General features: G+C 64.1%; 24 protein-coding genes. 13 read left to right on the top strand and 11 right to left on the bottom strand.

Annotated features, from left to right (window positions below; all coding sequences use genetic code 11):
- Nucleotides 1-99: 99 nt before the first annotated feature.
- Both ACZ89F_RS01005 and ACZ89F_RS01000 read right to left on the bottom strand, forming a co-directional pair.
- Nucleotides 100-516: a hypothetical protein gene (locus tag ACZ89F_RS01005; protein ID WP_476090015.1), complete on the bottom strand. Its 417-nt coding sequence runs from the start codon at nucleotides 514-516 to the stop codon at nucleotides 100-102.
- Nucleotides 517-539: 23 nt separating this feature from the next.
- Complete coding sequence (locus ACZ89F_RS01000; protein ID WP_476090014.1) at nucleotides 540-749, bottom strand: SlyX family protein; 210 nt, start codon at nucleotides 747-749, stop codon at nucleotides 540-542.
- 215 nt (nucleotides 750-964) lie between these two features.
- On the opposite strand from ACZ89F_RS01000, the gene ACZ89F_RS00995 reads away from it, so the two are divergent.
- The 6 genes from ACZ89F_RS00995 (at nucleotide 965) to deoA (ending at nucleotide 7,203) form a co-directional block, all read left to right on the top strand.
- A complete protein-coding gene (locus ACZ89F_RS00995; protein WP_476090013.1) occupies nucleotides 965-2,497 on the top strand; it encodes an ABC transporter ATP-binding protein in 1,533 nt (510 codons plus the stop codon).
- The gene (locus ACZ89F_RS00990; RefSeq protein WP_476090012.1) at nucleotides 2,494-3,633 is read left to right on the top strand and encodes an ABC transporter permease; all 1,140 of its coding nucleotides are present in this window, start codon (nucleotides 2,494-2,496) and stop codon (nucleotides 3,631-3,633) included. Before ACZ89F_RS00995 ends, ACZ89F_RS00990 begins: the two co-directional genes overlap by 4 nt.
- 1 nt (nucleotide 3,634) lies before the next feature.
- Entirely contained in the window at nucleotides 3,635-4,606 is a 972-nt protein-coding gene (locus ACZ89F_RS00985) for an ABC transporter permease (RefSeq protein WP_476090011.1), read from the top strand.
- Nucleotides 4,607-4,668: 62 nt separating this feature from the next.
- Entirely contained in the window at nucleotides 4,669-5,061 is a 393-nt protein-coding gene (cdd, locus tag ACZ89F_RS00980; RefSeq protein WP_476090010.1) for a cytidine deaminase, read from the top strand.
- Nucleotides 5,062-5,074: 13 nt separating this feature from the next.
- Nucleotides 5,075-5,884 (top strand): purine-nucleoside phosphorylase, encoded by an 810-nt coding sequence (locus ACZ89F_RS00975; RefSeq protein WP_476090009.1) that lies wholly within the window; start codon nucleotides 5,075-5,077, stop codon nucleotides 5,882-5,884.
- Nucleotides 5,884-7,203, top strand: coding sequence for a thymidine phosphorylase (deoA, locus tag ACZ89F_RS00970; RefSeq protein ID WP_476090008.1), 1,320 nt, complete (start codon nucleotides 5,884-5,886; stop codon nucleotides 7,201-7,203). The genes ACZ89F_RS00975 and deoA overlap by 1 nt, the downstream gene beginning before the upstream one ends.
- Before the next feature lie 56 nt (nucleotides 7,204-7,259).
- Here deoA and ACZ89F_RS00965 read toward each other — a convergent pair whose 3' ends face one another.
- The 3 genes from ACZ89F_RS00965 to ACZ89F_RS00955 all read right to left on the bottom strand — a co-directional run bounded on the left by ACZ89F_RS00965 (nucleotide 7,260) and on the right by ACZ89F_RS00955 (nucleotide 9,693).
- On the bottom strand, nucleotides 7,260-7,823 hold the full coding sequence (locus ACZ89F_RS00965) for a TIGR02281 family clan AA aspartic protease (protein WP_476090007.1): 564 nt from the start codon (nucleotides 7,821-7,823) through the stop codon (nucleotides 7,260-7,262).
- Nucleotides 7,824-7,943: 120 nt separating this feature from the next.
- Nucleotides 7,944-8,573 (bottom strand): uracil phosphoribosyltransferase, encoded by a 630-nt coding sequence (gene upp, locus ACZ89F_RS00960; protein ID WP_023671129.1) that lies wholly within the window; start codon nucleotides 8,571-8,573, stop codon nucleotides 7,944-7,946.
- Between the two features lie 145 nt (nucleotides 8,574-8,718).
- Entirely contained in the window at nucleotides 8,719-9,693 is a 975-nt protein-coding gene (locus ACZ89F_RS00955; RefSeq protein WP_476090006.1) for an adenosine deaminase, read from the bottom strand.
- Between the two features lie 134 nt (nucleotides 9,694-9,827).
- Here ACZ89F_RS00955 and ubiE point away from each other — a divergent pair, with 134 nt between their 5' ends.
- The 3 genes from ubiE (at nucleotide 9,828) to coaBC (ending at nucleotide 13,793) form a co-directional block, all read left to right on the top strand.
- Nucleotides 9,828-10,604 (top strand): bifunctional demethylmenaquinone methyltransferase/2-methoxy-6-polyprenyl-1,4-benzoquinol methylase UbiE, encoded by a 777-nt coding sequence (ubiE, locus tag ACZ89F_RS00950; RefSeq protein ID WP_476090005.1) that lies wholly within the window; start codon nucleotides 9,828-9,830, stop codon nucleotides 10,602-10,604.
- A 70-nt stretch (nucleotides 10,605-10,674) separates the two neighbouring features.
- On the top strand, nucleotides 10,675-12,249 hold the full coding sequence (ubiB, locus tag ACZ89F_RS00945; RefSeq protein WP_476090004.1) for a 2-polyprenylphenol 6-hydroxylase: 1,575 nt from the start codon (nucleotides 10,675-10,677) through the stop codon (nucleotides 12,247-12,249).
- Nucleotides 12,250-12,329: 80 nt separating this feature from the next.
- Nucleotides 12,330-13,793, top strand: coding sequence for a bifunctional phosphopantothenoylcysteine decarboxylase/phosphopantothenate--cysteine ligase CoaBC (gene coaBC / locus ACZ89F_RS00940; RefSeq protein ID WP_476090003.1), 1,464 nt, complete (start codon nucleotides 12,330-12,332; stop codon nucleotides 13,791-13,793).
- Between the two features lie 111 nt (nucleotides 13,794-13,904).
- Here coaBC and ACZ89F_RS00935 read toward each other — a convergent pair whose 3' ends face one another.
- The gene (locus ACZ89F_RS00935; protein ID WP_476090002.1) at nucleotides 13,905-14,480 is read right to left on the bottom strand and encodes an invasion associated locus B family protein; all 576 of its coding nucleotides are present in this window, start codon (nucleotides 14,478-14,480) and stop codon (nucleotides 13,905-13,907) included.
- A 343-nt stretch (nucleotides 14,481-14,823) separates the two neighbouring features.
- Here ACZ89F_RS00935 and ACZ89F_RS00930 point away from each other — a divergent pair, with 343 nt between their 5' ends.
- On the top strand, nucleotides 14,824-15,132 hold the full coding sequence (locus ACZ89F_RS00930; protein WP_476090001.1) for a hypothetical protein: 309 nt from the start codon (nucleotides 14,824-14,826) through the stop codon (nucleotides 15,130-15,132).
- 127 nt (nucleotides 15,133-15,259) lie between these two features.
- Nucleotides 15,260-15,736 (top strand): NUDIX hydrolase, encoded by a 477-nt coding sequence (locus tag ACZ89F_RS00925; protein ID WP_476090000.1) that lies wholly within the window; start codon nucleotides 15,260-15,262, stop codon nucleotides 15,734-15,736.
- A gap of 4 nt (nucleotides 15,737-15,740) precedes the next feature.
- Here ACZ89F_RS00925 and ACZ89F_RS00920 read toward each other — a convergent pair whose 3' ends face one another.
- From ACZ89F_RS00920 to ACZ89F_RS00900, 5 genes are all read right to left on the bottom strand, one after another.
- The gene (locus ACZ89F_RS00920; protein WP_476089999.1) at nucleotides 15,741-16,592 is read right to left on the bottom strand and encodes a citryl-CoA lyase; all 852 of its coding nucleotides are present in this window, start codon (nucleotides 16,590-16,592) and stop codon (nucleotides 15,741-15,743) included.
- Nucleotides 16,589-17,773 carry a CaiB/BaiF CoA transferase family protein gene (locus ACZ89F_RS00915; protein WP_476089998.1) on the bottom strand — a complete coding sequence of 395 codons (1,185 nt, stop codon included), beginning with the start codon at nucleotides 17,771-17,773 and terminating at the stop codon, nucleotides 16,589-16,591. Before ACZ89F_RS00915 ends, ACZ89F_RS00920 begins: the two co-directional genes overlap by 4 nt.
- Before the next feature lie 15 nt (nucleotides 17,774-17,788).
- Complete coding sequence (locus ACZ89F_RS00910) at nucleotides 17,789-19,312, bottom strand: tripartite tricarboxylate transporter permease (protein WP_476089997.1); 1,524 nt, start codon at nucleotides 19,310-19,312, stop codon at nucleotides 17,789-17,791.
- Nucleotides 19,313-19,316: 4 nt separating this feature from the next.
- Nucleotides 19,317-19,853: a tripartite tricarboxylate transporter TctB family protein gene (locus ACZ89F_RS00905; RefSeq protein ID WP_476089996.1), complete on the bottom strand. Its 537-nt coding sequence runs from the start codon at nucleotides 19,851-19,853 to the stop codon at nucleotides 19,317-19,319.
- Between the two features lie 137 nt (nucleotides 19,854-19,990).
- The gene (locus ACZ89F_RS00900) at nucleotides 19,991-20,968 is read right to left on the bottom strand and encodes a Bug family tripartite tricarboxylate transporter substrate binding protein (protein ID WP_476089995.1); all 978 of its coding nucleotides are present in this window, start codon (nucleotides 20,966-20,968) and stop codon (nucleotides 19,991-19,993) included.
- A gap of 183 nt (nucleotides 20,969-21,151) precedes the next feature.
- Between ACZ89F_RS00900 and ACZ89F_RS00895 the strand changes: the two genes are divergently transcribed.
- Together ACZ89F_RS00895 and ACZ89F_RS00890 are read left to right on the top strand one after the other, a co-directional pair.
- On the top strand, nucleotides 21,152-21,916 hold the full coding sequence (locus ACZ89F_RS00895; protein ID WP_476089994.1) for an IclR family transcriptional regulator: 765 nt from the start codon (nucleotides 21,152-21,154) through the stop codon (nucleotides 21,914-21,916).
- A gap of 268 nt (nucleotides 21,917-22,184) precedes the next feature.
- Nucleotides 22,185-24,677, top strand: a complete 2,493-nt coding sequence (locus ACZ89F_RS00890; protein ID WP_476089993.1) for an EAL domain-containing protein — start codon at nucleotides 22,185-22,187, stop codon at nucleotides 24,675-24,677.
- The last annotated feature ends 17 nt before the right edge of the window (nucleotides 24,678-24,694 follow it).

Here is a 24,694-nt window from a genome sequence, read left to right as displayed (position 1 = left end):
GCAAACCGCCGGGCGCAGCCCGGCGGTTTTGCCTTTGGAGGCCGGAGGTCAGGGCAGGCCAGTCGCATAGGACAGCGCCCTATGCGATTGCTCTCAATCTCAGGGCAGGAGCGCACCGCCCGTCGACCAAAGCCCCACGAGATAGCCGAGCGCGAAGACTACAATCAGCAAGATGGCGATGACGGTGCCGCGCTGGCCGCCTAGCGAATGCACGCCGACGCCGTAAGTGTGGCGCTCCAGCTTGCGGATCACCGGCGTTGGTTTCGCCCCGTCCTGGCCAATCACACGCATCTGCGGCAGTTCGGCGATGCGTTGCGAGATCAGCCGCCAGCGCTTTTCGCCATCCGCCGGTTCGGCACGGTCGAAGACATGCATGCGTTCGGCAAGCCGCACGACGGCGTCGCGGAAGGCCGGGTCGATCTCCAGATCGCGCTCGGCCCGTTCGCGGTCCTTGTCGTTCATCAGGCCGAGCACATAGTCGCCGGCCCGCGCGATGCGATCGCTTTCACTGGCCATGGCGTGCACCCTCCCCTTTTTCCTCACCAGTGCGGCGGCTTGGTTACAGGCACGTCATCTCCTGCCTGCTCCTCCAGCGCCAGGAAGCGGTCCGTCAGGGCGTCGAGCTTGCGCTGCATGCGTTCGATCACCTTCCACTGCTCGGCGATCTGGCCGGACAGTTCCTCGATGGTCTTCTCCTGTTCGGTGGCGCGGATTTCCAGCGTCGTCAGCCGGTCGGCGGGCATGATCATGTAATATCCCCGGTCTTGCACCGTAATGTCAGGCGCCGTGATGCGAATTTCGGCTTCGCCATAGTAGCGAATGTGAAGGCCCCGGCCACGTTGGAAATTGACAAGCGCACCGGGATTTGTCGAGAGTGAACCCTGCTCCGGCCAATTGGCATGGACGGAGCGTCATGCTAGGCGTTTTGACCAAGCGATAAAAAAATAAGAGTGGGACAGGCTGCATGGCGCAAGCCGCAATTGAGCTGATCGGCATCAACAAGAGTTTTGGCGCCGTGCGCGCCAACCGCGACATCAATCTGGAGATCGCGCGCGGCACCATCCACGGCATCGTCGGCGAGAACGGCGCGGGCAAGTCGACGCTGATGTCGATCCTCTATGGCTTCTACCAGGCCGACAGCGGCGAGATCCGCGTTGGCGGGCAGCCGGCCTCGATCAAGACGCCCAATGACGCGATCGCGCTCGGCATCGGCATGGTGCATCAGCATTTCATGCTGGTCGACAATTTCTCGGTGCTGGAAAACGTCATCCTCGGCGCCGAAAGCGATGCGCTGCTGAAGAAGAGCATTGCCAAGGCGCGCTCCGAGCTGGAGCGGCTGGAGCGCGAATACGGGCTGGAAGTCGATCCCGATGCGATCATCGAGGAACTGCCGGTCGGCCTGCAGCAGCGTGTCGAGATCCTCAAGGCGCTCTATCGCGGCGCCGAGATCCTGATCCTTGACGAGCCGACGGGTGTTTTGACGCCGGCCGAGGCCGACCATCTGTTCCGCATCCTCAGGCAGTTGAAGGACCAGGGCAAGACGGTGGTGCTGATCACCCACAAACTGCGCGAGATCATGGCCATCACCGACACGGTGTCGGTCATGCGCCAGGGCACGATGGTGGCGACGCGCGAGACAGCCAAGACCACGGTCGAGGAACTGGCCGAGCTGATGGTCGGACGGCGCGTGCTCTTGAGGGTCGAGAAGGGCGAGGCGGAAGCCGGCGGCGTCAAGCTCGCGGTCAAGAACCTGACGGTGAAGGACACGCGCGGCGTCACCATGGTCGACGACATCTCCTTCGACATCCGCGCCGGCGAGATCGTCGGCATCGCCGGCGTCGCCGGCAACGGCCAATCCGAACTGCTCGAGGCGATTTCCGGCATCAGGCGCGCCGTCTCCGGCTCGGTCATGCTCGACGGCAAGCCGATCGACCTGACCGGTGCCGCCGATCCGGGCGAGTTGCGCGACCGCGGCCTGGCGCATGTGCCGGAGGACCGCCATCATGTCGGGCTGGTGCTGGCCTTCGAGGAGAACGAGAATTCCATCCTCGGCTATCATGACGACCCCCGCTATTTGAAGGGACCGTTCCTCAACATCGATGCCATCCGCAACGATGCCAAGGACAAGATCGCCAAATACGATATCCGGCCGGCCGACTGCCGGCTCAAGACCGCCAATTTCTCCGGCGGCAACCAGCAGAAGATCGTGCTCGCGCGCGAGATGGAACAGGATCCCGGTGTTCTCATCGTCGGCCAGCCGACGCGCGGCGTCGATGTCGGCGCCATCGAATTCATCCACAAGCGCCTGATCGCCATGCGCGACCAGGGCAAGGCGGTGCTGGTGGTCTCGGTCGAGCTGGACGAGATCCGTTCGCTGTCCGACCGTATCCTGGTGATGTTTGCCGGCCGCATCGTCGGCGAACGCGGCCCGGAAGCGACCGAAGGCGAGCTCGGCCTGCTGATGGCCGGCGTCGAGCATCGGGAGGCCGCAGAGTGAGCACGCCTTACGCCAAACTGCCGGCCTGGGCCGACTATGGCCTGATCCCGCTGATCAATCTGTTCGTTGCCTTCGTCGTCGCCGGCTTCGTGGTGCTTCTGGTCGGCGAAAACCCGTTCCGCGCCGCAATCATCCTGGTCGAAGGCGCCTTCGGCAAGGGCACAGGCATTGCCTTCACCCTGTTCTATGCCACCACGTTCATATTCACCGGGCTTTCGGTGGCCGTGGCGGCGCATTGCGGGCTGTTCAACATCGGCACCGAGGGGCAGGCCTACATTGCCGGTCTCGGCATCGCCGTCGTCTGCCTGAGCTTCGACAGCACACTGCCGTGGTGGCTGACCTTTCCGCTGGCCATCGTTGCTGCCGCGCTCGTGGGCGCGTTGTGGGCGCTGATCCCCGCCTATCTGCAGGCCAAGCGCGGCTCTCACATCGTCATCACCACCATCATGTTCAACTTCATCGCCGCCTCGATCATGGTTTACCTGCTGGTGGGCCCGTTGAAGCCGGCGGCATCGCAAGCGCCGCAGACGCGCAACTTCCTCGCCGGTGCCGAATTGCCGAAGCTCAACTGGATCATCGAACTGTTCGGCGCCAAGATCCGTTCGGCACCGCTCAACATTTCCTTCCTGCTGGCGCTGGCCATGGCCTTCCTAGTCTGGCTGCTGATCTGGCGCACCAAGCTCGGCTATGAGATGCGCACCTACGGCCACAGCCCGAAAGCGGCGCGCTATGCCGGCATTTCAGAAACCCGCATCATCATCACCGCCATGATGATCTCGGGCGCACTGGCCGGCATGATGGCGCTCAACCCGGTGATGGGCGACCAGCACAATGTCGCCATCGACTTCGTTTCCGGCGCCGGCTTCGTCGGCATCGCCGTGGCGTTGATGGGCCGCCTGCACCCGGTCGGCATCGTCCTGGCGGCGATCCTGTTCGGCATGCTCTACCAGGGTGGCGCCGAACTCGCCTTCGAGATGCCGGCGATCAGCCGCGACATGATCGTTATCATCCAGGGTCTGGTGATCCTGTTTGCCGGGGCGCTGGAGCACATGTTCCGGCCCTACATCCAGGCCCTGTTCGCCTCGTTCAGCCCGCGATCGGTCGGTATGGAAGCGGTCAAGGGAAAGGGTGCCTGAGATGGACGTGTTCAACGCAATCGTTCAGACACTGGACTCCACCATCCGCCTCTCGGTGCCGCTGCTGCTTGCCTGCCTCGCCGGCCTCTACTCGGAGCGCGCCGGCATCTTCGACATCGGCCTCGAAGGCAAGATGCTGGTCGGCGCCTTCGCCGGTGCTGCGGCCGCTTCCGTGTTCCATTCGGCCTTTCTCGGCCTCGGCATGGCAATCCTGATCTCGGTCGCCTTTGCCATGATCCACGGCTTTGCCTCGATCACCCATCGCGGCAACCAGATCGTATCCGGCGTGGCGATCAATTTCATCGCCGCCGGTTCGACCATCATTCTCGGCCAGGCCTGGTTCCAGCAGGGTGGACGCACGCCGGCGCTGCAACCGGGCGAGCGCTTCGAGGCCATCACTCTGCCGGGTGCCGACGTCATCCGTGACGTGCCGATCGTCGGGCCGATCTATGCCGAGCTTCTGTCGGGTCACTCGATCCTGGTCTACCTCGCCTTCGCGATGGTGCCGTTCACCTGGTGGGTGCTGTTTCGCACCCGCTTCGGCCTGCGCCTGCGCGCCGTCGGCGAGAACCCGGCCGCCGTCGACACCGCCGGCATCTCCGTCGCCTGGCTGCGCTACCGGGCGCTGATCTGCACGGGCATCCTCACCGGCATTGCCGGCGCCTATCTGTCGATGGTGCAAAATGGCGGCTTCGTGAAGGACATGACCGCCGGCAAGGGCTACATCGCGCTGGCTGCGCTGATCTTCGCCAAGTGGAAGCCGGTCAACGCCATGTTCGCCTGCCTGTTGTTCGGCTTCCTCGACGCGCTGTCGATCCGCCTGCAAGGCTCGCCACTGCCCATCATCGGCAAGGTGCCGGTGCAGTTCATGCAGGCGCTGCCCTACATCCTCACCGTCATCCTGCTCGCCGGTTTCATCGGCAAAGCCATTCCGCCACGCGCCGGCGGCGTGCCGTACGTCAAGGAACGCTGAGCCGCAGCAGCGGGGCGGCCTGGTGCCGGGTTTTGGACACGATCATCGGAGAGAACACCTGAATGTCGCATGATCTGTTCGAGGCCGCCAAGGCTGCCATGGCCAAGGCTTATGCGCCCTATTCGAAATTTCCGGTGGGCGCTGCCTTGCGCACCGAGGACGGACGTGTCTTTACAGGCGCCAACATCGAGGTCGCATCCTACCCGGAGGGCTGGTGCGCCGAGACCACGGCGCTCGGCCACTACATCATGGGGGGTGGCGGCAAGATCGTGGAAGTCGCCGTCCTTGCCGAGCGCATGGCGAAATGCTCGCCTTGCGGGGGCTGCCGGCAGCGGCTGGCTGAATTCTGCCGGCCGGAAACAAAGCTCTATCTCTGCGACAATGCCGGCGTGGCCGAGACCGTGACCATGGGCGAGATGCTGCCCTACGGCTTCCGCGGCGACATCCTGAAATGAACAACGGGCTGAAATGACGGAAAAAGCTCTCGACCATCTCATCGAAAGACTGGACGGCCTGGCGCCGTTGACAGCGCTGGTGCTGGGTTCGGGCCTGGGCGGGCTGGTCGACCAGATCGAGCATCCGATCCGCATCCCCTATGCCGACCTGCCGGGCTTTCCCAGAAGCGGCGTCACCGGCCATGCCGGCGAAGTGGTCGCGGGGCTGTTTGCCGGTGTGCCGGTGCTGATGCTGTCCGGCCGCGCCCACTACTACGAGCACGGCAACGCGGCTGCGATGCGACCGGTGCTGGAGGTGCTTGCCGGCATCGGCATCACGAGACTGATCCTCACCAACGCAGCCGGCTCGGTCGATCCTGACATGCCGCCGGGCTCGGTGATGCTGATATCGGACCACATCAATTTCTCGGGCACCAATCCGCTGATCGGCGAGCCCAGCGACCGCCGCTTCGTTGGTCTCACCGAGGCCTATGATGCCGGCATCCGGAAGGCCATCGAACGGGCGGCGAAAGCGACCGGCACCACGCTGCACAAGGGCGTCTATATGTGGTTCTCGGGCCCATGCTTCGAAACACCCGCTGAAATCCGCATGGCGCGCATCATGGGCGCCAACGCGGTCGGCATGTCGACCGTACCGGAGGTCATTGTCGCCCGTTTCCTCGGACTGCGCGTCGCCGCCTGTTCGGTCATCACCAATCTGGCGGCCGGTATGACCGGGGCCGAGCTTTCGCACCAGGAGACCAAGGACATGGCGCCGGTAGGCGGCGCGCGGCTGGCAAAGATCCTGCAGCACGTGTTCCGCGACGGACTGCTGGAGAGCTGATGCTTCCGCAGGAAATCATCCGCCGCAAGCGCGATGGCCTGAGGCTGTCGGAGCAGGAGATCGCCGGTTTCGTCGAGGGCGTGACGTCAGGGGCCGTTACCGATGGCCAGGTCGGCGCCTTCGCCATGGCGGTGTTCTTCAACGGCATGAACCGCGACGAGGCGGTGGCGCTGACGCTGGCGATGCGCGATTCCGGTGATGTGCTCGACTGGTCGGACCTGCCCGGCCCGGTCACCGACAAGCATTCGACCGGCGGCGTCGGCGACAATGTCTCGCTCATGCTGGCGCCGATCGTCGCCGCATGCGGCGCTTATGTGCCAATGATATCGGGCCGTGGCCTTGGCCACACCGGCGGCACGCTGGACAAGATGGATGCGATTCCCGGCTACACCAGCCAGCCCGACATCGCACTGTTTCGCAAGGCGGTGCTTGAAACCGGCTGCGCCATCATCGGCCAGACCGCCGACCTCGCGCCGGCCGATCGACGGCTCTATGCGATCCGCGACGTCACCGGCACGGTCGAATCGGTGCCGCTGATCACCGCTTCGATCCTGTCGAAGAAGCTGGCGGCCGGGCTGCAATCGCTGGTGCTCGACGTCAAGGTCGGCAACGGCGCCTTCATGGAAAAATCGCGCGACGCGACCGCACTCGCCAACAGCCTGGTCGAAATCGCCAATGGCGCCGGGCTGAAGGCCTCGGCGTTGATCACTGGCATGAACGAGCCGCTGGCGTCGGCCGCCGGCAACGCCGTCGAGGTGCGCAACGCCGTCGATTTCCTCACCGGTCGGTTTCGTGACCGTCGGCTCGAGGATGTGACGCTGGCGCTGGCCGCCGAGATGCTACAGTCGGCGGGACTGGTTTCGTCCAATCAGGACGGCATGCGGCGCGCTACCGAGACGCTCGCCAGCGGCCGCGCGGCCGCCACCTTCGCGCGCATGGTCGCCGCGCTCGGCGGCCCCGCCGATTTCATCGAGAAGCCGGAAAAATACCTGGCCGCGGCGGCGACCGAGTTTGCCGTCAAGGCAACCGCGAACGGCTTCGTCACCGGCATCGCGACCCGCGACATCGGGCTCGCCGTGGTTGGCCTGGGAGGCGGACGCACGCGGCCGGACGACAAGGTCGACCCCACGGTCGGCATCACCAGGCTGTTGCCGGTCGGTGCGGAGGTGAGGAGCGGCGAGCCGCTGGCGCTGGTCCATGCCCGCTCATTGGCCGATGCCGAGGTCGCTGCCGCCGCAGTGCTTTCGGCCTATACGGTCGGCCCTTCGAAGCCGCCCGCCGACAAATCAGTCATCCGGCGGATTCTGCCGCGCGGTTAATGCATGTCGCCCAAAAGTGCGCAGCGGTTTTGGGAAAACGACATGCACAAAAACCGTTATTGGACGAGCAGCAGCGTGCCGTTCTCGACCTGGTATTTGTCGAGCCGGTTGAGGAAGCTCATGCCGATCAGATTGGTACGCAGCGCCCTGTCGTCGAGCACAATGGTCTGGACGTTATTGACCGTGATGTTGCCGATCTGCAGGCGGTCGATCATTGCCACGGCCGCCTTGATGGTGCCGTTGGCGGTACTGACCTCGTGGCTGAAATCGGAAGCGTTGAGTGACAGCCCGATCCTGCGCGCCGTCGAGGTGTTGATGGCGACCAGCGTGGCGCCGGTGTCGATCATGCCGTCGACCTGACGTCCATTGAGCTTGAAGGCCGATGAGAAATGTCCGCGCTCGTCTGCCGCAACGACGACCTTGCGGCCCATCGGCAGCGACGCCGCCGGCTTATCGGGCACTGATGCCAGATTGACGTTCGGCTGCGCTTCGATCACGGGTTCGCGTGGCGTCGCCGATTTCAGCAAGTTTTCCACGAATTGCGGGTTCGACTGGTACATGATCGGTATCGATGCCGACGTACCGGCGAAGACGCCGAGGATGAGAAGTTTGCGCAACATGGATCGGCCTTCGTGAAAGCCGATCCTTAAGCCCGGATGGTGTTTGCCGCTTTAACGGACGCTAAAACCCCGCCTTTGCGTAAATATTTGGTAAATCGTACCAGGCAACTTTGCCTGGTACTACTTGGTCCCGTACATGCGGTCGCCGGCGTCGCCGAGGCCGGGCATGATGTAGCCCTTCTCGTTGAGCTGGCGGTCGATCGAAGCGGTGAAGACGGGAACGTCCGGATGCGCCTTGGTGAACCGCTCTATGCCTTCGGGCGCGGCCAGCAGGCAAAGGAAACGGATGTTGGTGGCGCCGCGCTCTTTCAGCTTGTCGATCGCCGCGATCGCCGAATTGGCGGTCGCCAGCATCGGATCTACGACGATCACCAGCCGATCGGCGAGGTCGCTCGGCGCCTTGAAGAAATACTCGACCGCTTCCAGCGTTTCGTGATCGCGGTAGAGACCGACATGAGCGACGCGGGCCGCCGGCACCAGGTCGAGCAGGCCTTCCAGCAAGCCGTTGCCGGCGCGCAGCACCGAGGCGAAGACCAGCTTCTTGCCCTCCAGCGTCGGCGCCTCCATGGTTTCCATCGGCGTTTCGATCGTCGTCGTCGTCAGTTCGAGGTTGCGGGTGACCTCGTAGCCAAGCAACAGCGATATTTCGCGCAGCAGCCGGCGGAAGCCCGCCGTCGAGGTTTCCTTCTTGCGCATGATGGTCAGCTTGTGCTGGACAAGCGGATGATCGACGACGGTGACGCCCTGCATGGTGTTCTCCTGATGCCTGCGCCGAAAGCGCGCGCATGATCCTTTCGGACGCGCCGCGCTTCAAGCTGCTTGAGCGAACCCTAGCGACAATGCGCCGGCCAAGGAACCGCTTGGCCCGCACCGACCACAGCTTTGTCGGCAGAAATCAGCGTGCCGCGCCGTTCAACCGGGCAAGAAGCGCGGTCTTGGTCTTTTTGTCGACGAAAGCGGCCTCGATGGCCGTTCTGGTGACGGCGGTCAGCGCCTTTTCGTTCATCGAGAAATGCTCGCCGGCAATGTCGTATTCGCGCTTCAGCGAGGTCCAGAAATAGGGCGGGTCGTCGGAATTGAGGGTCACCTTGCAACCGGCCGCCTGCAAGGCCGGAAACGGATGGTCGGCAAAACTGTCGAACACCTTGAGCGCGATGTTGGAGCCGGGGCAGCACTCCAGCACGACGCCCTCGTCGGCAATGCGCCGGACAAGGTCCGGATTCTCGATGGCACGCACGCCATGGCCGATGCGGGACGGACGAATGTGATCGAGTGCCGCCTGGACGGTCTCCCAGCCCGTCAGTTCGCCGGCATGGATGGTGATGCCCAGCCCGGCCTCGCGGGCAATCTCGAAAGCCCTGACATAGTCCTCCATCTCGCCGATCCGCTCATCCCCGGCGACGCCGAAACCGGTGACCAGCGGATGCCCGCAGCGCGCCGCGAAACGCGCCGCCTGCTCGATCGACTCGACGCCGACATGGCGCACACCGGTTACGATCATGCGGCCCTCGATGCCGGTCTTGGCCTTGGCGCGGGCCATGCCTTCGCCGAGCGCGTCGGTATAGGCTTTCGGCGACAGCCCGGCCTTCCTGGCATGGTCTGGTGAGGTGAAGACCTCGGAATATATCGCCCCGTCGCGGGCGAGGCTGGTCAGATAATGGTCGGCCAGCCGCGCATAATCCTCCTCGGTGCGAAACAGATCGGCCGAAAAATCGTAAGCGGCAAGGAACGAAGTGAAATCGTGCCAGACGAAGGAACCGTTCTGGATATAGGGCGAGGTGTCCTTGCCGTATTTCTGCGCCTGGCGGATAACGAGTTCGGGCGCCGCTGCCCCTTCAATGTGGCAGTGCAGTTCCGCTTTCAAAGGCATTCAGTCATCCCGTCGATCTGTCCAGGTCTTGAAAACCCGCCACCTGGAAGCGCGGCTGAACACCGCGCCTTAAACAATAGCGCCCGCACCATCGATCGGCTATGGTCCCGCCGGTTTTATGACGGATCAAAAAAATGTCAGTTGAGAGAGCCACGGCCGCGGGCGGCATGGAAACCTCTTATGGTTTCAAGCGTGTAGGGGCTGGCGACAAGCAGTCCCTGGTCAACGATGTTTTCCACAAGGTCGCGAACCGCTACGACCTGATGAACGATCTGATGTCGGCCGGCCTGCACCGGCTGTGGAAGGATGCCATGGTGACGTGGCTCAATCCACCGAAACGGGCGGGTTGGAAGGTGCTCGATGTTGCCGGCGGCACCGGCGACATCGCCTTCCGCATCGTCGATGCCAGCCACGGCAATGCCCATGCCACCGTGCTCGACATCAATGGCTCGATGCTGGCCGTCGGCCGCGACCGGGCCGAAAAGAAAGGCCTGTCCGGCAACACCGATTTCGTCGAGGCCAATGCCGAGGAACTGCCCTTCGCTGATGCCACATTCGATGCCTACACCATCGCTTTCGGCATCCGCAACGTGCCGCGCATTGATGTCGCGCTCGCAGAAGCGTTCCGCGTTCTGAAGCCAGGTGGGCGCTTTCTGTGCCTCGAATTTTCCGAGGTCGAGATGCCGCTGCTCGACAAGGCCTACGAGGCCTGGTCGTTCAACGCCATTCCGAAGATCGGCAAGATGGTCACCGGCGACGGCGAGCCCTATTCCTATCTGGTCGAATCGATCGCCAGGTTCCCCAACCAGCAGAATTTCGCGACGATGATTTCCCGCGCCGGCTTCGATCGCGTTTCCTTCCGCAATTATTCCGGCGGTATTGCCGCGCTTCATTCGGGCTGGAAGCTTTGAGGCTGGCTCGCATTTCTCGCACGCGATGTGGTCTGTGCCGGTTCAACGAGCCGGCAGGACGGGCGCGGCCATGAGCACGGTCAGCGCTGGATTTCGGCTCGTAAGGGCCGGCTGGGTGCTGGTTCGCGAGGGCGTCGTCGCCGCCTTGCCGGGCGAGGAGTTGTCGGGCCTGCCGAAATTCGGCTGGCGGCTGGCGCGGCTGTTCACCCGCCGCCGGGCGCTGGCCTATGAGCGCAGCGACCGGCTGGCCAAGGCGGTCGTCCGGCTCGGTCCCTCCTACGTCAAGCTCGGCCAGTTCCTGGCGACACGGCCCGACGTCGTCGGCAACGACATGGCGCTCGATCTCGCCATGTTGCAGGACAAGATGCACACCTTCCCCAGGGCTGAAGCCGTCGCGGCTATCGAAGCCTCGCTGGGGCGCAAGGTCGGCGATCTCTACGCGCAATTCGGCGATCCCGTCGCAGCCGCCTCCATCGCCCAGGTCCATGCCGCCGATACCATGCATGACGGCGTTGCCACCAAGGTGGCGGTGAAGGTGATCCGGCCCGGCGTGCGCCGCCGCTTCTTCCAGGACCTCGAAAGCTATTTCCTCGCCGCCCGCCTGCAGGAGAAGTACATCCCGTCGTCACGCCGGCTGCGGCCGGTCGAGGTCACCGAGACGCTGGCACAGACGACCAAGATCGAAATGGATCTGAGGCTCGAGGCGGCAGCGCTCTCTGAGCTTGGTGAGAACACCAAGGACGACCCCGGCTTTCGCGTGCCATCCGTCGATTGGGAGCGCACCGGCCGCGACGTGTTGACCATGGAGTGGGTCGACGGCGTCAAGATGAACGACATTGCTGGTCTCGACGCTGCCGGCCACGATCTGAAGGCGATCGCCGCCAACCTCATTCAGTCGTTCCTGCGTCACACGCTGCGCGACGGCTTCTTCCACGCCGACATGCATCCGGGCAATTTATTCGTCGAAGCAAACGGCACCATCGTCGCCGTCGATCTCGGCATTGCCGGCAGGCTCGGCAAGAAGGAGCGCCGCTTCCTCGCCGAGATCCTCTACGGCTTCATCACGCGCGACTATCTGCGCGTCGCCGAGGTGCATTTCGAGGCCGGCTACGTGCCGCGCCAGCACAATGTCGCGGCCTTCGCGCAGGCGATCCGGGCGATCGGCGAGCCGATCCACGGCCAGCCGGCCGAGACCATTTCGATGGCCAAGCTTTTGACGCTGCTGTTCGAAGTGACCGAACTCTTCGACATGGCGACGCGGCCGGAACTGATCTTGCTGCAGAAGACCATGGTGGTGGTCGAAGGCGTGGCGCGCACGCTCGATCCGGCCTTCAATATGTGGAAGACGGCCGAACCGGTGGTCGGCGGCTGGATCGCCGGCAACCTTGGCCCACGTGGCATGATGATCGATGCGCGCGATGGCGCCAAGGCGCTGCTGACGCTGGCCCGCCAGGTGCCCGAGCTTGCGGCGCGCACCGATCGGCTGTCGCGCGAGATCGACCTGATGGCCGAGCACGGCTTGCGCTTCGACGAGACAACCGCGCGCGCCATCGGCAAGGCCGAGGCGCGTTACAGCCGCTCCGGCCGTCTGGCGCTGTGGGTTATCGCACTGACGCTCGTCTATATCGCCTGGAAGATCATCTAGCGGTCTGCCAGGAACGGCTTGTCCCAAAGTGATTGCATTGCTATCATTGCATTCGGAAATGTTGAGCAGAGTGCAATCATATGGCCAGCATCACCATTCGCAATCTTGACGACGAGGTCAAGGATCTGCTGCGCCAGCTCGCTGCGGAGAACGACCGCTCGATGGAAGAGCAGGCGCGAGTGATGATCCGTGCTGCCGTCGAAGGCCAGCTTGGTTCGGCCGGCCGCATCGATCAGATCGAACAGACCTTGCGCGAACTGGCGAGCGCGCGCGGCCTGGTCGCCCCAGTTGTCGCGGGGAAAATCATGCCGCGCGGCCTCTCCGGCAAGCGCATCCTGCTCATCATCGGCGGCGGCATCGCCGCCTACAAGGCGCTCGATCTGATCCGCCGGCTGCGCGAGCGCGGTGCGGCGGTGCGCGTGGTGATGACAGCTGCGGCACAGGAATTCGTCACCACGCTGTCGGTTGGCGCGCTCTCCGCCGACCATGTCTTCACCGAGCTGTTCGACCGCAATGACGAGCACGATGTCGGCCATATCAGGCTGTCGCGCGAAGCCGACCTGCTGGTGGTGGCGCCCGCCACCGCCGACCTGATGGCCAAACTTGCCAATGGCCACGCCAACGATCTTGCTTCCACCGTGCTTGTAGCCACCGATAAGCCGGTGCTGATGGCGCCGGCCATGAACCCCAGAATGTGGGCGCATCCGGCCACCCGCCGCAACCGCGCGACGCTACAGAGGGACGGCATCACTTTTATCGGTCCGGCCAAGGGCGAGATGGCCGAAAGCAATGAGGCGGGCGAAGGCCGCATGGCCGAACCGCTGGAAATCGTCGCCGCGATCGAGTCGCTGCTCGATGTCGGCCCCAGGCCGCTGTCGGGGCGCAAGATCATCGTCACCTCCGGCCCGACGCATGAGCCGATCGACCCGGTGCGCTACATCGCCAACCGTTCGTCCGGCAAGCAGGGCCATGCCATCGCGGCAGCATTGGCCAGGCTCGGCGCCGATGTGCACCTCGTCTCCGGCCCTGTCGGCATCGCCGATCCGGCAGCCGTGAAGACCATCCATGTCGAACGTGCGCAAGAGATGCGCGATGCGGTGGAACAGCTCCTGCCCGCCGACGCGGCGGTGTTCGTCGCCGCCGTTGCCGACTGGCGCACGCAGAACTCGGCCGATGAGAAGATCAAGAAGGTCGCGGGTGAAGGGCCGCCGGTGCTGCATATGGTGGAGAATCCCGACATTCTCGCCGGCGTCGGCCACCATAGCCAGCGACCCGGCCTGGTTATCGGCTTCGCCGCCGAGACACAGGATCTCCTGCGCAACGCCGAGGCCAAGCTCAAGAAGAAAGGCGCCGATCTCATCATTGCCAATGACGTGTCGCAGGGAAGCGGCGTCGGTCCTTCCGGCGTGATGGGCGGCGATCGCAACCGGGTGCGGATCGTGTCCAAGGCCGGCGTCGAGGAATGGCCCGAGATGAGCAAGGACGAAGTGGCGGCTCGGCTCGCCGCCCTGATCGCCGAAAGACTTAAAACGATCGTCGTTTGAGCTGAAAGATGCCCTGCCGCCACGTTCTGCCGCAGTGACGCGCCGCCCCTGCCGCGAGACGGCATTCAGGCGGCGCGCTTTAAGTCCTGCGGCTCGACATGACCTCTGCAGTCAATTGGTCAAAAGCTCCGCGGTCCGGGCAAGCGCGCCGGCGAAGCCGTTGAGCGGAACGGAAAAGCTCACCGCTTGTCCGGTGTCGGCCGCGAAGGCGTCGATCTTCAGGGTGGTGCCTGATTTCAGCAGGGGCGTGACAGTCGCATCGAACGCCACCGGCACCAGACAGCCGACGACCTGGCAGGTGTTGAATGCCAGGCTGCCGTCCAGCTTCTGATCGTCGATGGTCAGGCTGACCCCCTTGGCCAGCGCCAGGCCAAACGGCAGCGCAAGCGTTCCCGTGGCATCCTCGCCGGTCTTGCTCGACAGCTCGATCGCCAGCAGGCGCTGATTGCTTTGCTTGTTGAATTGCTGATGCGACAGGCTGCAGGTCTTGGTGGTGCCCGATACCTGGCAATTGACCGTCCAGTCCCCATGGGTTTCGGACAGTGCCGACGCGCCCCCGGGCAGCTGCGGCGCATCGGCGGCGGGCGCCGCCGCGACCTTGTCGCCCTTGGTTTGCGCTGCCATGGCCGGCACACCGACGGCGCAGGCAATGCCCATCATCGCCACGAAATACGCGTACTTCCTCATCAAGACCCCTCCCGCCCGGCTCCGCCTCGGGCCAGCTGGAAACTGGCCTTAGAGACGCGCTGATCGCGTTCTGTTTAACCGTTTCGCCGAAGGCGCCATTATACCTGACGGACACGCCGACGCCATTGACGCCATTCAGCTCAAGTCCGGCGCCGACCCGATAGAGCGGCGAAACGACGGCCTCCGTCAAGTGCAATGCGGGTTGCCAGGCAGATTCTCCGCCGCCGCGAAGCGGCCTTCGGCGGTCGACAAGCCGATCCGTTTCGATCAATACCCAGCTATGGCACAGCCGGACAGACGCCCTATATTAAAGCGAGGATTTCTTTCACGCGGGAATGAGCGGATGTCGGCGCTTCAACCATCAACGATCTTCACATCGGCAATGCTGGCCATGGCAATGCTGGTGGGCGCTGGCCTGCCCGCTTCCGCGCAGGCCCTCGATTCCGCCACCGGCAACAACGCACTGATCCGGCAAAACGACCTGCAAATCCTGCAAAACAGGGTGCAGCGGCAGCAATATCAGCAGCAACAGCAGCAGTACCGTGCGCAGGACCGTCAGATCGTTCGGCAACCGCCGCCGGTCGTGCAGCAACTCAAGCCAAGCTGCCAGACGCAGATAATCGGCACCACCGCCGTGAGCAATTGCCGCTGACATCCAGGCGTTTTTCATTTATTTAGCCGACTTATGTGTTCCGAGTGCCTTCCGGCACGCGCGAAAGTTTTGGTTTTGCAACGATGCCTTGTCGCGCTATGCGGCATTGCATCGACTGGATTGACGAATGGCAGTCACCAAGAAAAAGGCCGTGCGCAAGGCAAAGAAGGGCGAGAGGATCCGTCAGGTGGCGGCTATTCCGTTTCGGCTGAACGCGCGCGGCGATATCGAGGTGATGCTGGTCACGTCGCGAACCACCAGGCGCTTCATCGTCCCCAAGGGCTGGCCGATGAAGGGCAAGAGCGGACGCAAGGCAGCCACCATCGAAGCACAGGAGGAAGCCGGCGTGCTCGGCAAGACGCTGAAACAGCCGGCGGGCACTTATTCCTACTGGAAGCGGCTGGCCAACCGCTTTGTCCGCGTCGACGTCATCGTCTATCTGCTTGAGGTGACGGAGGAACTCGCCGACTGGCAGGAAGCCAAACGACGCCAGCGGGCCTGGCTGGCGCCGGCCGACGCGGCCATGCTCATCGATGAGCCCGACCTCTCGACGTTGGTGAAGACGCTGAAGCTTCCCCAGCCTGTGCCCGTCGATCAGGCCTAAAGCCTCACTCGCCGGTGTCATCCCCTTCGGGAAACGGCCGTACCGACCGGCCCGTATAAGCCCACAGCCACTCACGCGGCAGCGGTCCCTTGTTTCGCTCGCCCTGCTGCGACTGCTCCCAGGCATGCGCCAGGATGCCGACCGAGCGTGACAGCACGAAAAGCCCGCGCGTCAGCGGCGGCGGAAAGCCTAGTTCGCCATAGATGACGGCGGTGGCGCCATCGATGTTGAGCGGTATCTTTTTCCCCTTGCGCCGCGCGACCTCCGCCTCGATTGCCTCGGCAATGTCGGCAAAACGTCCATTGACGACACTGCGGGCGGCAAATTCGCGGGTCAGTTCCAGCAGCCGCGGCGCACGCGGGTCGACGGGATGGAAGCGGTGTCCGAGTCCCGGCACATAGCCTTTCTCCTCGGCGAAGAACCGGTCGAGCCGCGCCGAGACCGCTTCATTCAGCGTCACCCCGGCATCCATCGCCACTGCAATATCGCCGTAGAAGGACAATGCCTGTTCGCCGGCACCGCCATGCACGTCGCCGAGAACGTTGATGGCCGAGGCCATGGCGCTGTTGATGCCCACACCGCAGGTTGCCGCCATGCGTGCGATGGCGATCGATGGCGCCTGTGGCCCGTGGTCGACGGCAGCACCCAAGGCGATGCCGAGCAGCGCCGCCTGGTCCTCGCTGGGCAGTTCGCCACGCAGCATCAGCCAGATCATCGCCGGAAAGCTGACGCGGCCGATCAGATCCTGGATCTCGTAGCCGCGCAGCCGGATGACGCCCGGCCGTATCTCGATGATATCGGTCTGCCACCATTCTTCGGCGCGCTCACGGCCAGTCTTCTTCTCCGTGCCGCTCATGCCCGTACCTTTGCCTTGGCGCGGGGTGGCAGGTCCGCGAACACCTCGCCCATATGCTCGCCGAGTGCTGGCGGCGGCTTCGTCGGCAGGGGTGCAACGCCATCGACCATGAAGCCGCCGCGCAGAACGGTCAGCGGCTTGTCCATGCCAGCCACATCATCAAAATTCGCGGTCACCTGGCGTTCGAGCACTTGCGGCTCGGCCAGCACCTGCGGGATCGTCAGCACCCTGCCGGCGGGCACGCCGGCACGATTGAGCATCTCTTCCCAGTCTGCCGCCGGGGCGCTCGCCAGGGCGTCCTCGATCTCGACTTTAAGCGCCGCACGGTTGAGCTTGCGCGTCTCGCGCTCGGCAAAGCGGGGATCCCCTGCCAGTTCAGGCCGGCCGATCAGCCGGCACAGCGTCACGAACTGCTCCTGCTTGTTGGCGGCGATGTTGAGCAGCCCGTCGCCGGTGCGAAACGCGCCGGAGGGTGCCGCGGTCATGTTCTCATTGCCCATGGGCTGGGGATCGACACCTGCGGTCAGATAGTTGGAGACCGGCCAGCCAAGTGCGGAAAGCGTGCATTCGAGCATCGAGACGTCGAGAAAAGCGCCCTCGCCGCTTGTCTTCTGCCGCACCAGCGCCGAGGCGATGGCGAACGCGCCGACCAGCCCGCCAAGCGTGTCGGCGACGGGATAGCCGACCCGCAGCGGCGCCGTCTCCGGCGTGCCGGTGATGCTCATGATCCCCGACAGGCCCTGGATGATCTGGTCATAGGCGGGATTGTCGCGCATCGGCCCGGTCTGGCCGAAACCCGATATCGCGCAATAGACGAGGCCGGGACGGACCACCTTCAGCGCCTCGTAGCCAAGGCCGAGCCGATCCATCACGCCAGGGCGGAAATTCTCCACCAGCGCATCGGCGCTGGCGACCAGATCGAGGAAGCGCTCGCGATCGGCCGGCTTCTTGAGGTCGAGCATCACCGATCGTTTGCCGGCGTTCTGCGCCAGGAACGAGGCGCCCATGCCGGCGCTGTTCAGCTTTGGCGAGCCGCCGAGCTGGCGTGCCAGGTCGCCGCCTTGCGGTGCCTCGACCTTGATCACGTCGGCGCCGAGCAGCGCCAGCTGATAGGCGCAATAGGGGCCGGCCAGGACGTTGGTCAGGTCGAGGACGCGGATACCGGAAAGCAGTTCTGTCATGGCATCAGGGATCGATCAGGCATCGCCGGGCACATGCTCCGGTCCGCGCCGGCGCCGATGCTCGATGAAGGCCCAGATATGCGGGCCGGCGAGGCCGATGAAGGCGAGCGTCAGCAGCGTCAGCGACAGCTTGTGTGTGTAAAACACCGACCAGTCGCCATTCGAAATGGTCATCGCCCGGCGAAACTGGGTTTCGGCGAGTGGTCCCAGGATCATGCCGATGATGACGGGCGCGGTCGGGAAATCGAAACGCCGCATCAGGAAGCCGGCCGCCCCCAGCAGATAGAGGATGACGAGGTCGATGGGCGATTGCGAAATGCCATAGGTGCCGACCGTGGCGAACACCAGAATGCCGGCATAGAGCTGCGGCGCCGGGATTTTCAGCAGCCGCACCCACAGCCCGATCAGCGGCAGGTTGAGGATGACGAGGATGACGTTGGCGATGAACAGGCTGGCGATCAACCCCCAGACGAGGTCGCCCTGGGTCGTCAGAAGCAGCGGCCCGGGATTGATGCCGTAGCTCTGGAACGCCGAGAGCATGATCGCCGCCGTCGCCGAGGTCGGCAGGCCAAGCGTCAGCATCGGCACCAGCACGCCGGCCGCGGACGCGTTGTTGGCGGCCTCCGGGCCGGCGACGCCCTCGATGGCGCCGACCGTGCCGAATTCCTCCTTGTGCTTCGACAGCTTCTTCTCGATCGCATAGGACAGGAAGGTCGGGATTTCCGCGCCGCCTGCCGGCATGGCGCCGATCGGGAAGCCGATCGCAGCGCCGCGCAGCCAGGGTTTCCACGAACGCCCCCACTCGGCCGCGGTCATGTAGAGCGAGCCCTTCAGCGGCACGATCTCGTCCTTGCCGGCATAGCGGCGCGAAGCCATGTAGAGCGTCTCGCCGACGGCAAACAGGCCGACGGCGGCAATGATGACGTCGACGCCGTCCAGCAGTTCGGCCATGCCGAAGGTGAAGCGCGGTTGGCCGGTCTGCAGGTCGACGCCGATCATGCCGATGACGAAGCCGGCGAACAAGCTGGTCAGGCCGCGCACGGACGAGGAGCCGAGCACCGCAGAAACGGTGATGAAGGCCAGCACCATCAGCGAGAAATATTCGGCCGGACCGAAGGCCAGCGCGAACTTGACCACCACCGGCGCCAGGAAGGCGACGCCCATCGTGCCGATCGTGCCGGCGACGAAAGAGCCGATCGCCGAGGTGGCAAGTGCCGCACCGCCACGGCCGGACCGCGCCATCTTGTTGCCTTCCAGCGCGGTGACGATGGTGGCGCTTTCGCCGGGCGTGTTGAGCAGGATCGACGTCGTCGAGCCGCCATACATGGCGCCGTAATAGATGCCGGCAAACAGGATGAAGGATGCTTCCGGCGCCACCTGGTAGGTGATCGGCAAAAGCAGGGCGATGGTTAGCGCCGGCCCGAGACCGGGCAGCACGCCTATGGCGGTGCCGAGCGTGGTGCCGAGCAGGCACCACAGAAGATTGACCGGGGTGAAGGCGACCGAGAAGCCATGTGCGAGATGTCCAAGCGTTTCCATGGCGTCAGCCCCTCAACATGCCGATGAACGCATCGATGACCGTGTTCAGCGGGTTCTCGATGAAGCCGGCGCCGATGTTGACGCCGAGCGCCCTGGCGAAGCCGAAATAGGCGGCCAGCGCCAGGATCAGGCCGAGCACTGCGTCGCGCAGCGTGCGCTTGCTGCCAAAGCCGTAGCAGACGAGAACGAACATGATAACGGATGCCGCCGTGAAACCGAGCGGCTGGATGAGCAGCAGATTGGCGATCAGGCCGATGACGACGAAACCCATCGCCTTCCAGTCTGTCGGCGTTTCCTTTTCCTCCTCCGGCTGCCAGCCGCCGCGAAGCGCGGCGAGGATAAGCAGCAGGGAAAGCACCACCAGACCGACCATGGTGAGGTAGGGAAAGACGGTCGGGCCGACCTTCGAGTAGAGCGGCGACACCGGGATCGCCAGCGTCTGCCAGGCGACCGCGCCAGCGCAGGCCAGAAGCCCGACGCCGATCAACAATTCCGGCACGGCAAGGCGCGGCGGCGCCGCCTGCTGGTCACTGGTGCTCATGATTGTCCTCCCCAGGATAGCTGGCCCAATATGGTTGGCTAAGATACCCGGCACCGCACGGCCGGTCCTTACCGCAGGTTCATGCCGGCTTTGCATTCCATTCGAGAAGGGGCGGCGCGCGCCGCCCCTCGGGGAGATCAAGCAAGCCCGAGATCCTTGAGGATCGCCTCGATGCGAGCCGTATCCTCGGTGACGAACTTCGCATAGTCGTCGCCGGTGAGCAGGATAGGCGTCCAGTTGCGGTTCTTGCATTCGGTCGCCCATGCATCGCTCTTGGCCATCGTCTCGACCAGCGTGATCATCGCCGCCTTGTCGGCATCGGAAACGCCAGGCGGTGCGAAGACGCCGCGCCAGTTGAACAACTCGACATCGATGCCGGCTTCTTTCAGCGTCGGCGCGTCGATGCCATCCTGGCGCTTGTCTGCCGAGATGGCGAGCAGCCGCAGCGCGCCCGCCTTGACCTGCTCGGAGAACTCGCCAAAGCCGGAGATGCCGGCCGCGACCTGGTTGCCGAGCAGCGCCGACAACGCCTCGCCGCCGCCAGCGAACGGCACGTAGGACAGATTTGTCGCCGGGACGCCAACCGTCTTGGCAATCAAGCCGAACAGGATGTGATCGGAACCGCCGGCGGAACCGCCAGCGACAGGAACCTTTGTCGGATCGGCCTTGAGCGCAGCGACAAAATCGGCAGCCGTCTTGAACGGCGACTCCGCCGGCACGACCAAAGCCTCGAACTCGCCGGTGAGGCGAGCGATCGGGGTGACTTGCGTCAGATTGTTGGCAGCCTTGTTGGCGATGATGGCACCAACCATGACCATGCCGGCAACCATCAGCGAATTGCCCTTGCCGTTCCATTGGCTGATGAACTGCGGCAGCCCGACCGTGCCGCCAGCACCGCCGACATTGGTGATCTGCGAGCCGGAGATGAGCTTCTCGCTACGCATCACCTGGTCCATCGTGCGCCCGGTCTGATCCCAGCCGCCGCCCGGTGCCGCCGGTACGAAAATCTGGATCTGGGGTGCACCCTCGGCGAAAGCGGGAGTGAGATGCGACGCCACCAGCCCGGCGGCGCCGGCGGCTGCGGTGCTCATCAAAAATCTGCGTCTGTTCAGCATGGGATTCCTCCAGATCACGACACCTCCTCCGGTGCCTGCCAAAACGCGCCTGCATCCAGACCCGTAATCAAGTTCAAGCAGATGTTACGGAGTTCTGTCAACGGAAACGATATTCTACTAGACAGAACGAATTGGTGGCGCGACACAGTCGCTCCGCTCGGCTTTCTTCGAACTGGAACCGCAATGGACTCACCAAGCAAATCGGCAGATGCGGAAATCCGGCGCGCATCGGCCGAAGGTGTTGCAGCACTTGATCGGGCAATCGCCATCCTCGATGCCTTCAACACAGCCGACCGGTCGCTCAGCCTGGCCGAAATCGCGGCGCGCACCGGCCTCTACAAGAGCACCATCCTGCGGCTGGCGAATTCCCTTTTGCGCGGGGGGTTGCTCGAGCGCCTCGACGACGGGCGCTACCGCGTCGGACCCGCCACGTTTCGCCTCGGGGCGCTCTATCAGCGTTCGGTGGTGGCGGTCGATATCCTGTTGCCGATCATGCGCGACCTTTCCGAACGAAGCTGGGAAAGCGTTGCCTTCTATGTTCGCTCGGGCGACGTCCGCACCTGTCTCTACCGCGTCGAATCCAAGCACCCGATCCGCTACACGATCCGTGAAGGCGACGTGCTGCCTTTGTTGGTCGGCTCGGGCGGGCGCGTGCTTGCGGCGTTTTCCGGCCAGCCGGGCGAACCCTACGAGACCATTCGCAAGACCTGCAACTGCCTCGCCGTCGGCGACCGCGACCCCGACACGGCGGGCGTGTCGGCACCGGTGTTCGGGCCGGGGCGCGTCCTGCTCGGCGCCCTGACGCTGGCCGGACCCAGCACGCGCGTCGACGCGGCGTTTCTCCAGCGCATGAAACGTCCGCTGCTCGAGGCCGCGGCCCGCGCCACCCGCGCCTTCGGCGAGGACGCCTCCATGCTCGAGCAGGCAAGCCTCGCGGCGGATGCATAGCGCCGATTGGCTTGGTTGCCCCACGCTGACTTTGAATACAATCCGATTCAACTTGAAGCAATTTCTTGACGCCGCATAATATTCGGTCGTCTGCAGCAAGAATCGAACTTGGAAATATTTGAAGTCTTTATTTGCTGTTAAGCCCCCCATGATAACCGGATTGTTGTCGCCAGCGGAGCGACATGAGGGACGAACACAGTCTCAACCGACAGATGAAACAGTCGGACAGACGCACTGACAGGGATCATGGCAAGTCCATGGAAATTCGATGAAGCCGTCATCGATGTATGCAAGCTCCCGTCTTCCGGGACTCGTCTGGCCTTTCATCGCCGTCGTTCTTGTTCAGGCCCTGGTTGCCAGCCTCAGTCTCTACACGCTGTCGGCGGTTCGCGCCTATGTCGGCGGCGAGAGTCAGTGGTCCAAGGGACAGAAGCACGCCATTTATTTTCTCAGCCTCTATGCCGATACCGGCAACGAGGAATTCTTCAGCGAGTACCGTGAAGCGATCGCCGTTCCGCTGGCCGATCGTTCGGCGCGCCTGGCGCTTGAGCAGCCCGAGCCCGACACCGACGCGGCGCGCGCTGGCTTCCTGCAGGGCAGAAACCACCCCGACGACGTGACCGGGATGATCTGGCTGTTCCAGAATTTCCGCGGCTTCAGCTATCTCGATGCCGCCATCCGGCACTGGACGGCTGCCGACACCATGATCCTCGCCATCCAGCAACTCGGCGACGCCATGCACGAGACGCTGGGCAAGGGTCCGGCATCAGCCGCTGAGATCAGCGCCTGGAAGGCGGAGATCCATCGGCTCGATTATCAGATCGCCCCGCTTTCCAAGGCCTTCTCGGACAGCCTCGGCGAGGGATCGCGCTTCATCAAGACGCTGCTCACCTTTGCCAATCTCGTCACGGCCGCCCTGCTGATCCTGCTTGCCGTGTGGCGGACGCGCAAACTCCTGGCGCAACGTCAGGCGTTCCAGTTGGCGCTCAACGCCGAGCGCGAGCGCGCGCAGATCACCCTGGCTTCGATCGGACAGGCAGTGATCAGCACCGGCGCCGACGGACGGCTGGAGTACATGAACGCCGTCGCCGAAAAATTGCTGGCATGCCCGCTCAGTGCCGCCCGGGGCAAACCGATCGAGTCGCTGTTTCGCCTTGTGGACAAGGACACCAGCGTCGAGGATGTCAGGCTGATCGAGCGCCTGCTAGCCGGGGAACCGTGCCGTTCCAGCGCGCGTCCGCAATTGCTGCAGCGACCGGACGGCTCGGTTGTCCCCGTCGCGTTGACCGGCGCGCCGCTGCTCGTTTCCGGTTACGTCGTCGGCGCGGTGCTCGCCTTCCACGACATGACGCGCGAAGAGGACTATATCGAGCGGCTCTCATGGCAGGCATCGCATGATGCGTTGACCGGACTGGCCAACCGACGCGACTTCGAAAGCCGGCTGGAAAGAACGATCGCGGACTTGGCTGACCGACCCCGCCAGCACGCGCTGATGTATCTCGACCTCGACCAGTTCAAGCTGGTCAACGACACCTGCGGCCATGCCGCGGGCGACCAGTTGCTGCGCCGGATTTCATCGCTGCTGACCAATGAATTGCGGCCAGGCGATGTGCTGGCCCGGCTGGGCGGCGACGAATTCGGCGTGCTGCTCGTCGATTGCGATGCCGACAGTGCGGCCGACATCGCCGAGCGGCTGCGCGCAGCCGTGCAGGACCTGCATTTCGCCTGGGATGGCAGGCCCTTCAACACCAGCGTCAGCATCGGCATGGTGCAGATCGCCAATGCGCAAGTGACCATCGAGGAAACGCTCAGGGCCGCCGACGTCGCCTGTTACATGGCCAAGGAAAAGGGCCGCAACCGCGTCCAGATCCACAGCGATTGCGACACGGCCTTGCAGGAGCGCTTCGGCGAGATGGCCTGGGTGCAGCGCCTGCACGCCGCCCTCGAAGAAAACCGCTTCAGGCTTCATGCCCAGGAAATCTGGCCGCTCAACGACGACGCCACCGAGGCAGGCGCACATATCGAGGTCCTGTTGCGGCTGACCGATGAAGACGGCAGCTTCGTCACCCCGCAAAGCTTCATTCCCGCAGCCGAGCGCTACGGCCTGATGCCGTCGATCGACCGCTGGGTGGTGCGCAACACGTTCGCCATCCTGGCCGCGCGGCAGGCCGATCCGCGCACGGCGCCGATCTCCACCTGCGCCATCAATCTTTCCGGAGCGACTTTCGGCGACGAGACATTTCTCTGCTTCCTGCGTGAGCAATTCCTCATCCATGGCATTTCGCCCGCGATGATCTGCCTGGAGATCACCGAAACCAGCGCCATTGCCAATCTGACCAATGCCATGCGCTTCATCGCCGATCTGCGCGGCCTGGGCTGCCGCTTCGCGCTCGACGATTTCGGCTCGGGCATGTCGTCCTTCGCCTATCTGAAGCACTTGCCGGTCGACTATCTCAAGATCGACGGCAGCTTCGTCAAGGACATGGTGGAAGACCGTATCGACCATGCCATGGTCGAGATGATCCATCACATCGGCAAGGTCATGGGCAAGCGCACCATCGCCGAGTTCGTCGAAAGCGACGGCATCATTGCGGCGCTGAAAAAGATCGGCGTCGACTATGCCCAGGGCTATGCCATCGCCAGGCCGCAGCCGTTTGACGCTTCAACGGTATTGCTCTGCAAAAGCGTCGCGCCGGCCGCCGAGACCGACGCCGATCCATGGGTCGATCTGGCGCAGAAGTTACGCCGCAAGGCCAGCTAGCAGCTAGAATGCGTCCT

It is taken from the genome of Mesorhizobium sp. USDA 3734, from assembly GCF_056279665.1.
Note: the sequence above shows the minus strand (reverse complement) of the source record. Positions and strands in the feature narration are given on the sequence as shown.

Coding starts and splice junctions, on each gene's coding strand:
- ACZ89F_RS01005 (WP_476090015.1), bottom strand. CDS start 516: ATGGCCAGTGAAAGCGATCGCATCGCGCGGGCCGGCGACTATGTGCTC.
- ACZ89F_RS01000 (WP_476090014.1), bottom strand. CDS start 749: ATGATCATGCCCGCCGACCGGCTGACGACGCTGGAAATCCGCGCCACC.
- ACZ89F_RS00995 (WP_476090013.1), top strand. CDS start 965: ATGGCGCAAGCCGCAATTGAGCTGATCGGCATCAACAAGAGTTTTGGC.
- ACZ89F_RS00985 (WP_476090011.1), top strand. CDS start 3,635: ATGGACGTGTTCAACGCAATCGTTCAGACACTGGACTCCACCATCCGC.
- cdd (WP_476090010.1), top strand. CDS start 4,669: ATGTCGCATGATCTGTTCGAGGCCGCCAAGGCTGCCATGGCCAAGGCT.
- ACZ89F_RS00975 (WP_476090009.1), top strand. CDS start 5,075: ATGACGGAAAAAGCTCTCGACCATCTCATCGAAAGACTGGACGGCCTG.
- deoA (WP_476090008.1), top strand. CDS start 5,884: ATGCTTCCGCAGGAAATCATCCGCCGCAAGCGCGATGGCCTGAGGCTG.
- ACZ89F_RS00965 (WP_476090007.1), bottom strand. CDS start 7,823: ATGTTGCGCAAACTTCTCATCCTCGGCGTCTTCGCCGGTACGTCGGCA.
- upp (WP_023671129.1), bottom strand. CDS start 8,573: ATGCAGGGCGTCACCGTCGTCGATCATCCGCTTGTCCAGCACAAGCTG.
- ACZ89F_RS00955 (WP_476090006.1), bottom strand. CDS start 9,693: ATGCCTTTGAAAGCGGAACTGCACTGCCACATTGAAGGGGCAGCGGCG.
- ubiE (WP_476090005.1), top strand. CDS start 9,828: ATGTCAGTTGAGAGAGCCACGGCCGCGGGCGGCATGGAAACCTCTTAT.
- ubiB (WP_476090004.1), top strand. CDS start 10,675: ATGAGCACGGTCAGCGCTGGATTTCGGCTCGTAAGGGCCGGCTGGGTG.
- coaBC (WP_476090003.1), top strand. CDS start 12,330: ATGGCCAGCATCACCATTCGCAATCTTGACGACGAGGTCAAGGATCTG.
- ACZ89F_RS00935 (WP_476090002.1), bottom strand. CDS start 14,480: ATGAGGAAGTACGCGTATTTCGTGGCGATGATGGGCATTGCCTGCGCC.
- ACZ89F_RS00930 (WP_476090001.1), top strand. CDS start 14,824: ATGTCGGCGCTTCAACCATCAACGATCTTCACATCGGCAATGCTGGCC.
- ACZ89F_RS00925 (WP_476090000.1), top strand. CDS start 15,260: ATGGCAGTCACCAAGAAAAAGGCCGTGCGCAAGGCAAAGAAGGGCGAG.
- ACZ89F_RS00920 (WP_476089999.1), bottom strand. CDS start 16,592: ATGAGCGGCACGGAGAAGAAGACTGGCCGTGAGCGCGCCGAAGAATGG.
- ACZ89F_RS00915 (WP_476089998.1), bottom strand. CDS start 17,773: ATGACAGAACTGCTTTCCGGTATCCGCGTCCTCGACCTGACCAACGTC.
- ACZ89F_RS00910 (WP_476089997.1), bottom strand. CDS start 19,312: ATGGAAACGCTTGGACATCTCGCACATGGCTTCTCGGTCGCCTTCACC.
- ACZ89F_RS00905 (WP_476089996.1), bottom strand. CDS start 19,853: ATGAGCACCAGTGACCAGCAGGCGGCGCCGCCGCGCCTTGCCGTGCCG.
- ACZ89F_RS00900 (WP_476089995.1), bottom strand. CDS start 20,968: ATGCTGAACAGACGCAGATTTTTGATGAGCACCGCAGCCGCCGGCGCC.
- ACZ89F_RS00895 (WP_476089994.1), top strand. CDS start 21,152: ATGGACTCACCAAGCAAATCGGCAGATGCGGAAATCCGGCGCGCATCG.
- ACZ89F_RS00890 (WP_476089993.1), top strand. CDS start 22,185: ATGAAGCCGTCATCGATGTATGCAAGCTCCCGTCTTCCGGGACTCGTC.